The organism is Williamsia sp. M5A3_1d (genome assembly GCF_053345315.1).
The window spans coordinates 25,861-39,741 of sequence record NZ_JBKEZX010000002.1 but is presented as its reverse complement, the minus strand read 5'-3'; the positions used below and the strand labels follow the sequence as shown (position 1 = coordinate 39,741).

14 protein-coding genes and 1 tRNA gene are annotated in these 13,881 nt (G+C 69.6%); 10 read left to right on the top strand and 5 right to left on the bottom strand.

The window, feature by feature from the left end; all coding sequences use genetic code 11:
- The first annotated feature begins 1 nt into the window (after nt 1).
- The 3 genes from ACLBW1_RS07785 (at nt 2) to ACLBW1_RS07775 (ending at nt 3,937) form a co-directional block, all read left to right on the top strand.
- Nucleotides 2-1,789 (top strand): sodium/solute symporter, encoded by a 1,788-nt coding sequence (locus tag ACLBW1_RS07785; protein ID WP_447811246.1) that lies wholly within the window; start codon nt 2-4, stop codon nt 1,787-1,789.
- A 169-nt stretch (nt 1,790-1,958) separates the two neighbouring features.
- The gene (locus ACLBW1_RS07780) at nt 1,959-2,336 is read left to right on the top strand and encodes a DUF485 domain-containing protein (RefSeq protein WP_447812132.1); all 378 of its coding nucleotides are present in this window, start codon (nt 1,959-1,961) and stop codon (nt 2,334-2,336) included.
- Nucleotides 2,333-3,937 carry a solute symporter family protein gene (locus ACLBW1_RS07775; protein ID WP_447811245.1) on the top strand — a complete coding sequence of 535 codons (1,605 nt, stop codon included), beginning with the start codon at nt 2,333-2,335 and terminating at the stop codon, nt 3,935-3,937. The genes ACLBW1_RS07780 and ACLBW1_RS07775 overlap by 4 nt, the downstream gene beginning before the upstream one ends.
- A gap of 46 nt (nt 3,938-3,983) precedes the next feature.
- Here ACLBW1_RS07775 and mscL read toward each other — a convergent pair whose 3' ends face one another.
- The 4 genes from mscL to ACLBW1_RS07755 form a co-directional block, all read right to left on the bottom strand.
- A complete protein-coding gene (gene mscL / locus ACLBW1_RS07770) occupies nt 3,984-4,412 on the bottom strand; it encodes a large-conductance mechanosensitive channel protein MscL (RefSeq protein WP_447811244.1) in 429 nt (142 codons plus the stop codon).
- Between the two features lie 102 nt (nt 4,413-4,514).
- On the bottom strand, nt 4,515-5,201 hold the full coding sequence (locus ACLBW1_RS07765; protein WP_447811242.1) for an SAF domain-containing protein: 687 nt from the start codon (nt 5,199-5,201) through the stop codon (nt 4,515-4,517).
- A 95-nt stretch (nt 5,202-5,296) separates the two neighbouring features.
- Nucleotides 5,297-5,671 (bottom strand): FmdB family zinc ribbon protein, encoded by a 375-nt coding sequence (locus ACLBW1_RS07760; RefSeq protein WP_447811241.1) that lies wholly within the window; start codon nt 5,669-5,671, stop codon nt 5,297-5,299.
- A 68-nt stretch (nt 5,672-5,739) separates the two neighbouring features.
- Nucleotides 5,740-6,444 carry a 5-formyltetrahydrofolate cyclo-ligase gene (locus tag ACLBW1_RS07755; RefSeq protein ID WP_447811240.1) on the bottom strand — a complete coding sequence of 235 codons (705 nt, stop codon included), beginning with the start codon at nt 6,442-6,444 and terminating at the stop codon, nt 5,740-5,742.
- A 147-nt stretch (nt 6,445-6,591) separates the two neighbouring features.
- Between ACLBW1_RS07755 and ACLBW1_RS07750 the strand changes: the two genes are divergently transcribed.
- The 7 genes from ACLBW1_RS07750 to ACLBW1_RS07720 all read left to right on the top strand — a co-directional run bounded on the left by ACLBW1_RS07750 (nt 6,592) and on the right by ACLBW1_RS07720 (nt 12,813).
- On the top strand, nt 6,592-7,524 hold the full coding sequence (locus ACLBW1_RS07750) for a UTP--glucose-1-phosphate uridylyltransferase (RefSeq protein WP_447811238.1): 933 nt from the start codon (nt 6,592-6,594) through the stop codon (nt 7,522-7,524).
- Nucleotides 7,525-7,613: 89 nt separating this feature from the next.
- Nucleotides 7,614-8,882 (top strand): molybdotransferase-like divisome protein Glp, encoded by a 1,269-nt coding sequence (gene glp, locus ACLBW1_RS07745; RefSeq protein ID WP_447811237.1) that lies wholly within the window; start codon nt 7,614-7,616, stop codon nt 8,880-8,882.
- Nucleotides 8,883-8,895: 13 nt separating this feature from the next.
- Nucleotides 8,896-9,561, top strand: coding sequence for a GNAT family N-acetyltransferase (locus ACLBW1_RS07740; RefSeq protein WP_447811236.1), 666 nt, complete (start codon nt 8,896-8,898; stop codon nt 9,559-9,561).
- 144 nt (nt 9,562-9,705) lie between these two features.
- Nucleotides 9,706-10,728 (top strand): divisome protein SepX/GlpR, encoded by a 1,023-nt coding sequence (gene sepX, locus ACLBW1_RS07735; RefSeq protein WP_447811234.1) that lies wholly within the window; start codon nt 9,706-9,708, stop codon nt 10,726-10,728.
- Entirely contained in the window at nt 10,725-11,060 is a 336-nt protein-coding gene (locus ACLBW1_RS07730) for a hypothetical protein (RefSeq protein WP_447811233.1), read from the top strand. Before sepX ends, ACLBW1_RS07730 begins: the two co-directional genes overlap by 4 nt.
- 53 nt (nt 11,061-11,113) lie before the next feature.
- Nucleotides 11,114-11,186, top strand: a tRNA-Ala gene (locus ACLBW1_RS07725).
- 112 nt (nt 11,187-11,298) lie between these two features.
- A complete protein-coding gene (locus ACLBW1_RS07720) occupies nt 11,299-12,813 on the top strand; it encodes a phytoene desaturase family protein (RefSeq protein ID WP_447811232.1) in 1,515 nt (504 codons plus the stop codon).
- Here the strand turns inward: ACLBW1_RS07720 and ACLBW1_RS07715 are convergent.
- Nucleotides 12,800-13,855: a threonine aldolase family protein gene (locus tag ACLBW1_RS07715; protein ID WP_447811230.1), complete on the bottom strand. Its 1,056-nt coding sequence runs from the start codon at nt 13,853-13,855 to the stop codon at nt 12,800-12,802. The two genes, ACLBW1_RS07720 and ACLBW1_RS07715, sit on opposite strands and share 14 nt — an antisense overlap.
- Nucleotides 13,856-13,881 lie beyond the last annotated feature (26 nt).

The following is a 13,881-nucleotide window of genomic DNA, read 5'->3' as shown; positions in this document are numbered from 1 at the left end:
AGTGACGACCATCGCCGGACACCCCGTACCGGTCGCGACGGCGATCGCGCTGATCGCCGCCGCCGTGGCGACCGTCGCGATCGGCGCCTACGGCGTCCGCCTGGCGCGCACCACCTCCGATTTCCTGGTCGCCTCGCGCAGCGTCGGATCGCGGTGGAACGCCGCGGCGATCTCGGGCGAGTATCTCTCCGCGGCATCGTTTCTCGGGGTGGCGGGGTTGATCGCCAAGTACGGCGCCGATGCGCTGTGGTATCCGGTGGGGTTCACCGCGGGCTATGTCGGTCTGTTGCTGTTCGTCGCCGCCCCGCTGCGGCGATCGGGCGCCTACACCGTTCCCGACTTCGCCGAGTTCCGCCTCGGCTCGCGGCGACTGCGTTCGCTCGCCACGGCGTCGGTGGTGCTGATCTGCGTGCTCTACCTCGTACCCCAGCTGCAAGGCGCCGGACTCACCCTCGACATCCTGCTCGGTGTGCCGCCATGGATCGGGGCGACCGTGGTCGGGCTCATCGTGATCGCGAACGTCGTCGGCGGCGGCATGCGGTCGATCACCTTCGTGCAGGCGTTCCAGTACTGGCTGAAGATGACCGCCATCGCGATCCCGGCGCTGGCGCTCGCGATCCACTTCTACGCCGACGACCGGCGCCCCGACGACCTCGGATCCGCAGCGCCACCGGTGGTCACCACCGCGACCACGGTCGACGTCACCACCGACGTCCGTGTCACCGTCGCGACGCCGCTGCGCCTCGACGCCGACGGCCGGATCGACGGCGCGCCGATCGCCGGGCCGCTGCTCCTGCAACCCGGCGAGCACGAGGTGGCGGCGGGCACCTCGCTGGAACTCGCGGCCGGGTCGCCGGTCCCGGTGGTGGCCGGTGCACCCACCACCCACTCCGAATGGATGCGCCCGGGCTGGGGGTTCGGCGGCCCGCATCCGCTCTTCCAGGTCTACTCGCTCATCATCGGGATCTTCCTGGGCACCATGGGTTTACCGCATGTGCTGGTGCGGTTCTACACCAACCGCGACGGCCGTTCGGCGCGCGTGACGTCGATGGCGGTCGTCGGTCTGCTCGCGGCGTTCTACCTGTTCCCGACGGTCCTCGGCGCGTTCGCGCGCCTCTACGTCCCGCAGTTGCTGATCACCGGCACGTCCGACGCCGCGGTGTTGTTGCTGCCGGGCTCGGTGCTCGGCGGGATCGGTGGGCAGCTGTTGGCCGCGCTCGTCGCCGCGGGCGCCATCGCGGCGTTCCTCGCGACATCGTCGGGCCTGCTCGTCAGTGTCGCGGGGGTGGTGAGCACCGACGTGTTGCGTGGCCGCGTCCGCGACTTCCGCGTCGCATCGGTCGTGGCCGGGGTGGTGCCGGTGCTGATGGCCGTCGGCGTGACGTCGGTCGACCTGTCGCGCACGGTTGGTCTGGTGTTCGCCGTCGCGGCCTCCACCCTGTGTCCGCTTCTGGTGCTGGGCATCTGGTGGCGAGGACTCACCGCGGTCGGGGCGGCGAGCGGCTTGCTCGTCGGGGCGTCGGTGTCCGGTGCGGCCGTCGTCGCCACCACGTTCGGCGGCGTCGACGACACCGTGCTCGGCGGGTGGCCGTCGGTGCTGGTGGGATACCCCGCCGCGGTCAGTGTGCCGCTCGCGTTCGCCACCATGATCGTGGTGTCGCGCGCGACACCGTCCCGCATCCCGAGCGATGTCGGCCGCATCCTCACCCGACTGCACGTCCCGGAACGACTCGGCGTCGGCCGCGACCGCGAGATCGGGCTGCGTGACGGGGTGTCGGGCGACGAATGACCGGCTCGGCGACCCACCGTTCGTCGCGCCGATGCGACCGTTCGTCGCACACTGCGACCCCTCGCCGTGTGACCGTCGCCACACGCCCCTGATGTGACCTGGGTCTCGCTACCGTCTGCTCACACCGCATGCCCTCGGCGTGCCCGAACAGACATCGGAGTCCTCGATCATGACCGCAGCCGATCTCGACCCCCACGGGTCCGACGCCCCGGGTGCACCCCCGCGTCGCACCCCCGACGCACAGGCGTTCACCGACATGCAGGCCACCCCCGAGTTCCAGGAGCTGCGTCGGCGCCTGCGCACCTTCGTCTTCCCGATCACCGGATTCTTCCTCGCCTGGTACGCGGTGTACGTGCTGCTGGCGACCTACGCCGCCGATTTCATGGCCACCAAGGTGTTCGGCAACGTCAACCTGGGCATCATCCTGGGCCTCGGCCAGTTCGTGTCGACGTTCGTGATCACCGCGATCTACGTACGCTTCGCCAACCGTGAGCTCGACCCGCGGGCCGCGGCCATCCGCGACGAGCTGGAAGGGCCGCAGTCATGAGCACTCTCGCCGCAGGCGCGTCGGTGGGCAACCCCGCGCTCAACATCGCCATCTTCGTGGCGTTCGTGGTGGTCACCATGACCATCGTGATCCGCGCGAGCCGCACCACGAAGAAGGCCTCGGACTTCTACACCGGTGGCGGACAGTTCTCCGGCCCGCAGAACGGGTTCGCGATCGCCGGCGACTACCTCTCGGCCGCGTCGTTCCTCGGTATCGCCGGCGCCATCGCGGTCTACGGCTACGACGGCTTCCTCTACTCCATCGGGTTCCTCGTCGCCTGGCTCGTGGCGCTGCTGCTCGTCGCCGAACTGCTCCGCAACACCGGCCGTTTCACCATGGCCGACGTGCTGAGCTTCCGTCTGTCCGAACGGCCGGTCCGCATGGCCGCCGCGCTCTCGACGCTGGCGGTGTCGCTGTTCTACCTGTTGGCGCAGATGGCCGGGGCCGGTGGGCTCGTGTCGCTGCTGCTCAACATCGACGGCAAGTTCGGGCAGGGCGTCGTGGTCGCCGTGGTCGGACTGCTGATGATCGCCTACGTGCTCATCGGGGGCATGAAGGGCACCACCTACGTGCAGATGGTGAAGGCCGTGCTGCTCATCCTCGGTGCCGGCATCATGTTCGTCCTCGTGCTGGTCGCCGTGAAGGGCAACTTCTCGACACTGCTGGCCGACGCGCAGGCCAACTCAAGCAAGGACATCCTCGCGCCGGGCGCGAAATACGGGATCAGCGCGATGTCGCGGTTGGACTTCATCTCGCTCGGTATCGCCCTCGTACTGGGCACCGCAGGCCTGCCGCACGTGCTGATGCGGTTCTACACCGTGCCCACGGCCAAGGAGGCGCGCCGCTCGGTCACCTGGGCCATCGGCCTCATCGGCGCGTTCTACCTGTTCACGCTGGTGCTCGGCTACGGCGCGGCCCGCATGGTCGGTCCCGACGTCATCCAGGCCGCGCCGGGCAAGGAGAACGCCGCCGCACCGCTGCTGGCGTTCGAACTCGGCGGCACGATCTTCCTGGCGGTGATCTCGGCGGTCGCCTTCGCGACCATCCTCGCCGTCGTCGCCGGTCTCGCGATCACCGCGTCGGCGTCGTTCGCCCACGACATCTACGCCAGCGTGATCAAGCGCGGCACGGCCACCGAGGAACAGCAGGTACGTGTCTCCCGGATCACGGTGGTGGTGATCGGTGTGGTCGCCATCGTGCTCGGCATCCTCGCGATGGGTCAGAACATCGCGTTCCTCGTGGCGCTGGCGTTCGCGGTCGCCGCCTCGGCCAACCTGCCGACGCTGCTGTTCTCGCTGTTCTGGAAGCGGTTCAACACCACCGGCGCGCTGTTCAGCATCTACGGCGGTCTGCTCACATGTATCGGGTTGATCGTGATCTCGCCCGCGGTGTCGGGTAAGCCGACGTCGATGTTCCCCGACGCGAACTTCGACCTGTTCCCGATGTCGAACCCGGGCATCGTGTCGATCCCGGCCGGGTTCCTGCTCGCCGTGATCGGTACCTACATCGGTGGTCGCCGGCAGGAGAACGCCGCACGCCAGGCCGAGATGGAGGTCCGCTCGCTCACCGGGGTCGGCGTCGAGAAGGCCGTCTCGCACTGATCGACCATCCCTGGTGCGGCGACCCACCGCCGCACCAGGGTGAGCCCTACAGCTCGTGCTTGGGCGCAGTCGATGTGGCGCTACCCGAGCCCTGCGAGGCGATCAGATCGCGGATCTCGGTGAGCAACTCGGCCTCGGTGAGCGCGGCTGCGTCGTCACCCTGCTTGGCGCGCAACGCCTTCAGCTTCTCGAACGGCATCACGATCACGAAGTAGACGACCGCGGCGATGATGAGGAAGTTCAGTGCGGCGGTGATGAGCGTGCCGAAGTCGACGAAGGTGTTGTCCTGGCCGCTGCGGATGAGGAAGCCCAGGCCCTGGGCCTGATCGGTGCCGCCGATGGAGTTGATGAGCGGCTGGATGATGCTGTCGGTGAACGCCTTGACGATCGCGCTGAACGCGGCGCCGACGACGACCGCGACCGCCAGGTCGATCACGTTGCCGCGCAACAGGAATTCTTTGAAACCCTTGATCATGTCGATGACTCCTCACTCCGGTGATGTGACGCTGCCCCGGTCACATCGTGTGGGCAGATCGTAGCCACCCGACCTCGCACACGTGCGGATGTGCGGCGACGATCAATGGAACACGACGGTCACCGGCGCGGCGAGCGCGGTGCCCGCGACGGCATGGGCGTCGCGTTCGGGCATCGCGAGCATCACCACCGGCGCCCGGCCTCCACGATCGCGGGAGTCGTGCGCGGGCACCACCGCCACCACCGCACCCCTCACCAGCACACGACCGTCGGCCGGTCCGTTGCGTGCGGGGCCGCCGGCGTCGGTGTCGGCCGATTCGGTGAGGACGTCGACCACGTCGCCGGAGCGCAGCAGGTCGATGACGGCGTCGTCGGCGAGGCGGATGGGGACCAGCCGGGCCTCGGGGTCGCCGACGAGCTGCGCGGGCAGCCGCGCCGACAGCAGGCGCCAGTCGGTGATGATCTCCCCACCGCGCACCGGACCGGTGACCGTGCGACCGACGCCGTCGCGGTCCATCCGCAGGGCGCCGTCGGGGACCGACCCCGGAGCGACCTGTGCGTCGACGAGGTCACCGGCCACGAGGGTGGAACCGGGGGTGAGATCGTGCGCGGCCACCAGCACCGTCGCGAGCTGCTCGCCGCGGTGGGCGACCACGGCCATCACGATCGACGCGGTGAGCAACATTATGGCCGCGACGCGACGCACGGCCAGCGTGCGGATCCACCCGGGCCGCGCCGCGGTGCGCAGACGGTCGGTGAGGGTGGGGGACAGACGGTTGCGGTCGGTCATGCCGTCAGACGGTAGGGGCGACGCGTGACCGCGACGAGACCCGCGGCATTCACCCTGGGGAGCGACCCCACCTGTGGATCAGTGGGGCGTGTGGATCAGGAGGCGGCGGCCGACGACGTCGATCCCGAGCTGCCCGATCCCGAGCCGCCGGAACTCGAGCCGGAACCACTCGAGCCGGAACCGTTGGTGCTCGACGAGGTGGAGGTCGACTCCTTCTTCGTCTCCTTGGTGGAGCCCGACGACGAGTCCGACCCCGACGAGTCGCTGCCGGCGCTCTCCGACGCGGTCGATCCCGACCGGCTGTCGGTGCGGTAGAAGCCACTGCCCTTGAACACGATGCCGACCGAGTTGAACAGCTTGCGCAACCGGCCGCCGCACACGGGGCACTCGGTGAGCGAGTCGTCGGTGAACGACTGGACGATGTCGAATTTGTTGTCGCACTGCGTGCAGGCGTACGAGTAGGTCGGCACCGGGTACCTCCGAGGGTGAAAGAGTCCAACGAGTCGAGAAAGAGTGCGCTCGCGCCGCGAGCCGGGCTTCATTCTAGCGCTGGTCTGGCACTCGCCGCGTTTGAGTGCCAACTCCTGGCCGGTCGGGTCAGCCTGGTGAATCCCGCGTGCGGCGTGAGCGCCCACCCCATCGCCACGTCGTGACCGTCGCCGGGCACCTCACCGATGAGTTCGGCGTCGTAGACCACCGCGACGAGGTCGGCCTCCGTGGTCGTCAGCGACCTGTCGTAGTAGCCCGCTCCGCGACCGAGTCGCGTGCCCGCGCGGTCGACGGCCAGCGCGGGCACGAAGACCATGACCGCGGTGTCGATGGCGTCGGTGGGAAGGCGCTCACCCATCGGTTCGCGCAGGCCGAACCGGCCCTGTGCGAGATCGTCGCGGCTCGTGAACTGCGCCCAGGTCAACGGTGTCGCCGGGCCGTCGGCGGTCACGGGCACCAGCACCCGCAGGTCCCGGTCGACCAGGGCCGACAGGAGCGCGGAGGTGTCGGGTTCGGTCCCGATCGACACGTACGCGCCGACTGTGTCGCCCGGTCGCAGTGGCACCGGCGACGCGTCGAGCCATCGCGCGATCGCCTCGCCGTCGGCGATGCGCCCTTCGGGGTCCAGTTCGGCGCGCGCGGTCACCAACCTGCTGCGCAGGGCCCTTTTGGCGTCGGTGACGGCAGCGTTCGTCGATCCGTGACCGATCGATCGCCCGTCCATCCGATCGCGTGAACCACTCCCACGGCCCATGGGTTCCACCTCTCACGTTCACCGTCCAACCGTTAGATTCACAGTAGGTCGTCAGTTCGGGGACATACGGTGACGTGCACGCCGCACGGTCACACGCCATGGGTACGACGAAACGGTCGCGCGTTCGCGCGAGGAGAAGGGTAGGGAATGGGATCCCAAGGGGTCGAGTACGAGTCGGTACCGAACACACCACCGCTGCCGCGGACGGCCATCGTGCCTGCCGCCGGTCTCGGTACGAGGTTCCTCCCGGCGACGAAGACCGTCCCCAAGGAACTGTTGCCGGTGGTCGACACCCCGGGGATCGAACTGGTCGCCGAAGAAGCCAAATCGGCCGGGGCGCAACGCCTTCTCATCGTCACCTCGCCCGGCAAGGACGGTGTCGTCGCCCACTTCGTCGAGGACCTGGTGCTCGAGGCGACGCTGGAGAAACGCGGCAAGAACGCGATGCTGGCGAAGGTGCGCAACGCGCCCACCCTGATGGAGGTCGCCTCTGTCGTCCAGGACAAGCCGCTGGGTCTCGGTCACGCCGTGGGTTGTGTCGAGCCGCTGCTCGCCGACGACGAGGACGCCGTCGCCGTGCTGTTGCCCGATGACCTGGTGCTGCCCGGTGGCGTGCTCGAGGTGATGGCCCGTACCCGCGCGCGGCGCGGCGGCACGGTGCTGTGTGCCATCGAGGTCCCGCCGGAGAAGATCAGTGCCTACGGCGTGTTCGACGTCGAGGAACTGCCCGACGCCCACAACCCGAACGTGATGCGCCTCAAGGGGATGGTCGAGAAGCCCGACGCCGCCGACGCCCCGAGCAACCTCGCCGCGGCGGGCCGCTACATCCTCGACCGTGCGATCTTCGACGCGCTGCGGCGTATCGAGCCCGGCGCCGGTGGCGAACTGCAGCTCACCGACGCCATCGCGTTGCTCATCGCCGAGGGCCATCCGGTGCACGTGGTCATCCACCACGGCACGCGACACGATCTGGGCAACCCCGGCGGCTACCTGAAGGCGGCCGTCGATTTCGCCCTCGACCGCGACGACTACGGTCCCGACCTGCGCGAGTTCCTCGTGGAACGGCTGAAGCAGGACTGACCGATCACCCTCGACCCGGCCACCACACCGCGTCGCGCACCGATTTGGTGCGTCCGACCGGTTAACGTCACACGACGTCAGGAGGCGAGATGCGGTCGGTCGAAGATCAGTTGACCCGGGTCACGGCGGCTGCCGTGGCGCCCCGTCCGGTACGTGTGGCCATTTCCGAGGCCCAGGGTCTGTTGTGTGCCGAAGAGGTGGTCACCGAGAACCCGCTGCCCGGGTTCGATCAGGCGGCGATCGACGGGTACGCCGTGCGCAGTGTCGACGTGGCCGAGGCGGGGGTCGTCGCGTCCGACGACTCCGAGGCGCCGGGCGAGCATGTCGTGGTGGTGCTGCCGGTCGTCGGTGAGGTCGCCGCCGGTGCCCGGACCCCCACCCGGTTGCAGCCCCGGCAGGCGGTGCGCGTCGAGACCGGTGCACCGCTGCCGACTCTGGCCGACGCGGTGTTGCCGCTGCGGTGGACCGACGGCGGTCTGTCGAAGGTGAAGGTGGGCCACGCCGTCGAATCGGGCGACTACGTGCGCCGCGTCGGCGACGACGTGCAGCCCGGCGACGTCGCGGTCCGCGCGGGCACCATCATCGGCGCCGCCCAGGTGGGACTGCTTGCCGCCGTGGGTCGTACGCGTGTGCTGGTGCATCCCCGTCCGCGGCTGTCGGTGATCTCCGTCGGTGGCGAGCTCGTCGACATCGACCGGACCCCCGGCGCCGGCCAGGTCTTCGACGTCAACAGCTACTCGCTGGCCGCCGCCGCCCGCGACGCCGGCGCCGACGTGAACCGGGTCGGCATCGCCAGCCGTGAGGCCTCGCAACTGCGAGATGTGGTCGAGGGACAGCTGATCCGCTCGGAGATCGTGGTGATCTGCGCTCCGCTCGGCGGAACCGCCTCGGACAACATCCGCGACGCACTGCGCCCGCTCGGCGACATCGATGTCGGCCGTATCGCGATGCACCCGGCGTCGGTGCAGGGGTTCGGCCAGCTCGGGCGCGACGAGGTCCCGACCTTCCTGCTGCCATCGAACCCGGTGAGCGCGCTGGTCGCGTTCGAGGTGATGGTCCGCCCGTTGGTGCGCATCGCGCTCGGCAAGCGCAAGCCGATGCGGCGGGTGATCCGGGCCCGTACCGTCGGCCCGATCGCGTCGGTGGCCGGCCGCAAGGGCTACCTGCGTGGCCAACTGATGCGCGACGAGCAGACCGGCGAGTACCTCGTCCAGGTGATCGGGACGTCGGAGAGCGGGTCGTCGCACCTGTTGGCCGGGCTGGCCGAGGCGAACTGTCTGGTGATGGTCGACTCCGACGTCGACGAGGTGCGCACCGGCGACGAGGTGGATGTCGCCTTCCTCGCCCAGCGCGGGTAATACAGTTCCCCTTGTGATCCGACGGTTGTCTGGTGGCAGCGGTGCCTCGCACCCCGGGTGGCCTGCTGCGTTGGGTCCGCTGATCACCCGCGCCGGCGCGGTGAGCCTGCGCGGGGTACGGATGCGGGACGCCCGCCCCTGGAGCAACCTCCGCATCGCGAACCAGAACACCCTCATGCCATGGGAACCCACGGGCCAGGGCGACTGGGCCGACCGCCACCACATCACCTCGTGGCCGGCACTGCACTCGGTGCTGCGCCGCGAGGCCAAGGCCGGGGCCATGCTGCCGTTGGTGATCGAGGTCGACGGTCAGTTCGCCGGGCAGCTCACCGTGGGCAACATCCAGCGGGGTGCGCTGCGCAACGCGTGGATCGGCTACTGGATCGACAACGCCCTCGCCAACCAGGGGGTCGCCACCGCCGCGGTGGCGCTCGGCGTCGACCACTGCTTCGGCGCCGTCGGACTCCACCGACTCGAGGCGACCGTGCAACCGACGAACCTGGCGTCGCGGGCGGTGCTCACCAAGGTCGGGTTCCGCACCGAGGGCCTGCTGGAGCGGTACATGGACGTCGATCGCGGATGGCGCGACCACCTGTTGTTCGGACTCACCGTCGAGGAGATCTCCTCCAGCGCCGCCGAGGCGCTGGTGCGCAGTGGGCGCGCGGCGTTCCCCTCCTGAGGTTCGGATTCGTGAAGTGGCCGTGTCGTCGGCGCGTCTGCGCTGGTCCGCGCCCGTGCCGACTTAGCCTGGGACCCAGCCTGTGACTGATGTGGTTGCGGTGACCTGTCGCGAACCGTTCGCACGGAGAGGAGAGCCCCGATCATGCCGAATTCGGTTCTGTGGGTGTGTCTGGTGGCGATCTGGCTGTTCGTGCTGGTCCCGATGGTCATCAAGGGACGTCCCGAGGTGCGTAAGACCACCGAGGCGACGCTCGCCACCCGCGTCATCAACCGTGGCGGGCGGGCCATGGCCCGCGCCACCAGCAAGGTCGCCAGCGGCCGCCACCCCCACGACGCCGAGTGGGTAGCCCCGGCGCGCGAATACCGCAAGCGGGGCGAGCTGCTCAACGACGCCGACGACCACGCCGATGCGCGTGCCGAGGTCGCGGCCGACGAGACCGAGGCCGAGACCGACGTCGATGTGGACGCGACCGAGACGGTCGAGACCACTCACGCAGGCACGTCGAGCGACACCCGTGTCGCGGCCGACGAGACCGAGGCCGACACCGAGGCCGATGAGACCGACTCCGGCGCCACCGACCTCGAGAGTGATCACGACGAGGACGACATCGACGAGACCGACGCCGTCGACGAGGTGGACGATGACAACGCCGTCGATGACGATGCGGACGACGACTACGAGGTGGTCGCCGAGCCCCTGACCCGCCGCGGCCGCGGGGGATACGACGCCGACGCGGACTCGCGTCGCAGCGAGACCCGGTACCGCCGCCGCCAGCGCGTGGTGATGGTCCTCGCGGTGCTGGCCGTCGCGAGCATCGGCGTCGGGGTGTTCCTCGGCGGGACCGGCTGGGCGGTCACCGGTGTCGGTGTGGCGCTCCTCGTCGGGTACATGGCCTTCCTGCGTCGCGCGGTGCGGGTCGAGGAGCGGATCCGTCGGCAGCGTGCTGCCCGCGCTGCGCGGGCCGCCCGGCAGATGCGACCCGGTGTGCGCGACCACGATGCCGCGGGACCGCTCGCCGACGAGATCCCGCTGCACCTGCGCCGCCCCGGTGCGGTGGTGCTGGAGATCGACGACGAGCACCCCGTGTTCGAGCACCTTCCCCCGTTCCAGCGCCGTCGCGTGATGCGCGAGGATTCCGACCTGGCGCGAGTCGTCGGGCAGTGACCCTCACCTGGGAGTCGTTGTGCGCCCGCGCCATCGAACTCCCGGAGGTCACCGTCGGTGACCACCACGGGATGGGTGCCATCCGGTTCCGGAAGAACGTGCTCGCCACGGCGCCCGACGATGCCGTCGCGCGGATCATGGTGACCGACGAGCAGATCGACGAGGCCGTCGCCGAATTCGACTGGTGCACAACGGTGATGTGGGGTGCGAAGCCGTCCGCGGTGGCCGTGACCCTCGCTGATGCCGCCCCCGCCGTCGTGGTCGAGCTGCTGATCGACGCCTGGCGTCGGCGGGCCCCCAAGACCATGGTCGCTCGTTTCGACGGCGCCTGACCTCGCGTTTTTCCGGTGGTGCCACCCTTTGCTAGAGTTGACGAGTTGTACCAGGGGCTATAGCGCAGTTGGTAGCGCGTCTCGTTCGCATCGAGAAGGTCGGGAGTTCGATTCTCCCTAGCTCCACCCTTGAAACCCCCTGTCGACTGCATACACGCAGTTCGGCAGGGGGTTCTCTCTTTCCCGTCGGAACTGTGCACGTCGGGCGTGGCACCATCGACGAGGTGGAGTGCTGCGAATGAGCGAGATCGTCGTGATCGGCGCCGGGGTGGGTGGCCTCGCCGCCGCGGTACGTCTGGCCGCCGCCGGTCATCAGGTCACGGTGTTCGAGCAGGCGCAGACCGTGGGCGGCAAGCTCGGGGTCATCTCTCACGATGGTTTCGTCTTCGACACCGGGCCGTCGCTGGTGACCCTTCCCGACATCCTCGAGGACCTGTTCGCCGCGACGGGGGTGTCGGTGCACGATGTCCTCGATCTCCAGCGCCTCGACACCGCCGCGCAGTATCGCTTCCCCGACGGCACCGTGCTCGACATGCCCGGTGACCTCGCGCAGATCCCGGCGGCCATCGACGCGGCGCTCGGCGCCGGCCGCGGCAGCGAATGGATGACGTTCCTGCGTCGCGCCGAACGCATGTGGGACCTCTCGCGGGAGATCTTCCTCGAGTCGCCGCTGACCGTCTCCGCGATGCGTCGCCGGCCGCCCCCGCCGCTGTCGGCGCTCGCCGCGATCTCGCCTTTGCGCAGCATGCGGGGTCTGGGGCGTCGATACCTGAAGGACGAGCGGCTGCGCATGCTGCTCGATCGCTACGCGACCTACACCGGATCCGACCCTCGACGCGCCCCGGCCGCGCTCGCGACCGTGCCGTGGTCGGAGCAGGCCTACGGTTCGTGGTACGTGGCAGGTGGTTTGGGTCGGATCGCCACTGCGCTGGAGGAGCGGCTGATCGCGCTCGGCGGACGTGTCGAGTTCGGCGCCGAGGTCACCGCCATCACCACCGATGCGTCGGGTGCTGCCGACGAGATCAGCCTCGCCGACGGGCGACGGATCCCCGCCGACGTGGTGGTCGCCGACGCCGACGCACGCACTGTCTACGGGAAGCTGATCCGCACCCCGACGGCCGCCCGCCTCGCGAAACGTGTTCGCACACCGACACCGTCGTTCTCCGGTTTCGTGCTGTTGCTCGCGGTCGACGATCCGCCTGCCGATCAACCGCACCATCAGATCCTGTTCGCCGAGGACTACGACGCCGAGTTCGATGCGCTGTTCGGCCGCAAGGGCGGGCCCCGACCGGTCGAGCGACCCACCGTCTACATCAGCGCACCCGACGACCCCGCGATCGTCCCCGGGCCCGGCACCGGTGCATGGTTCGTGCTCGTCAACGCCCCGCGCCACGACCCCGACGCCGGGATGGACTGGGATGCACCCGGTCTGGCCGAGAGTTACGCAGACCGGATCGTGGCCATCATGGCCGACCGCGGAGTCGACGTGCGCTCGCGGATCCGGCGGCGCGAGATACTCTCACCGGCCGAACTCGAGCGCCGCACCCTGACCCCGGGCGGCTCGATCTACGGATCGTCGTCGAACGGGCCGCGGGCGGCATTTCTGCGGCCGGGCAACGAGTCCCGGATCCCCGGGCTGTACCTCGTCGGAGGGTCGTCCCATCCCGGCGGCGGTCTGCCGCTCGTGATGCTCTCGGGCAAGATCGTCGCCGATCTGATCGGACCCGCGAAGGCGTCGGTCAGCGACGTGTGAGATCGGCGACCGCGGCGAGGAGATCGTCGATGTCGTTCTCGCGGTGGACGAACGAGGTGACCAGTCGGACCGTGCCCGGCGCCCATCGGTCGTGGTAGAAGCCGTAGCCCCGATCGAGCAGACCCGCGATGAGGTCGTCGGGGAAGTGGCAGAACAGGATGTTGGCCGCGAGGTCGCCGAGGATCCGTACGCCCGGCGCCTGCGCGAGTCCCTCGCGGAGCCGGGCGGCCATCGCGTTGGCGTGGCGTGCGTTGCGTAGCCAGAGATCATCGTCGAGGTACGCGTACAGCTGCGCGGTCTGGAACCGCATCTTCGAGGTCAGCTGGCCACCGCGCTTGTGGCGGTAGGCGAGTTCGGTGTGCAGCGACGGATCGAACGAGATGATGGCGTCGGCGGTGAGGGCGCCGTTCTTGGTGGCGCCGAACGACAGGACGTCGATGCCGCTGCGCCACGTCATCTCGGCCGCAGTGACGCCGAGTGCCACCAGGGCATTGGCGAATCGCGCGCCGTCCATGTGCACGCGGAGCCCGGCGTCGTGGGCGATCCCCGACAGCACCCGGATCTCGTCGAGTCCGTACACGCTTCCCGATTCGGTGGCCTGGGTGATGCTCAGGACACTGGGCTGGACGCTGTGGACGTCGCCGCGCCGCCGCATCACCGCGGCACGCAGGACGTCGGGATCGATGCGGGAGTCGTCGCCGTCGAGGCCGACGATCTTCGCGCCGTCGGCGAAGAACTCGGGTGCACCGGCCTCGTCGGTGTCGATGTGGGCTGTGCGATGCCCGAGCACCGATCCCCACGGCGGCGTGAGCGCGGCGATCGCGATGCCGTTCGCCGCCGACCCGGTGCCGACCGCGAACACGTCGGCGGGCCGCTCGAAGACCTCGGCGACCTTCTCGGACAGCGCTCGCGAGTGCTCGTCGTTGCCGTAGGGGGCCGCGAGTCCCGCCGACGCCGCGGTGACCGCGGCCAGGATCTCGGGGGACCCGCCGGCGGCGTTGTCGCTGAGGTACCCCTTCAGGATCGTGTCGGTGCCGGGCATTCCTCCAATTTACGCAGCGGCGGGGG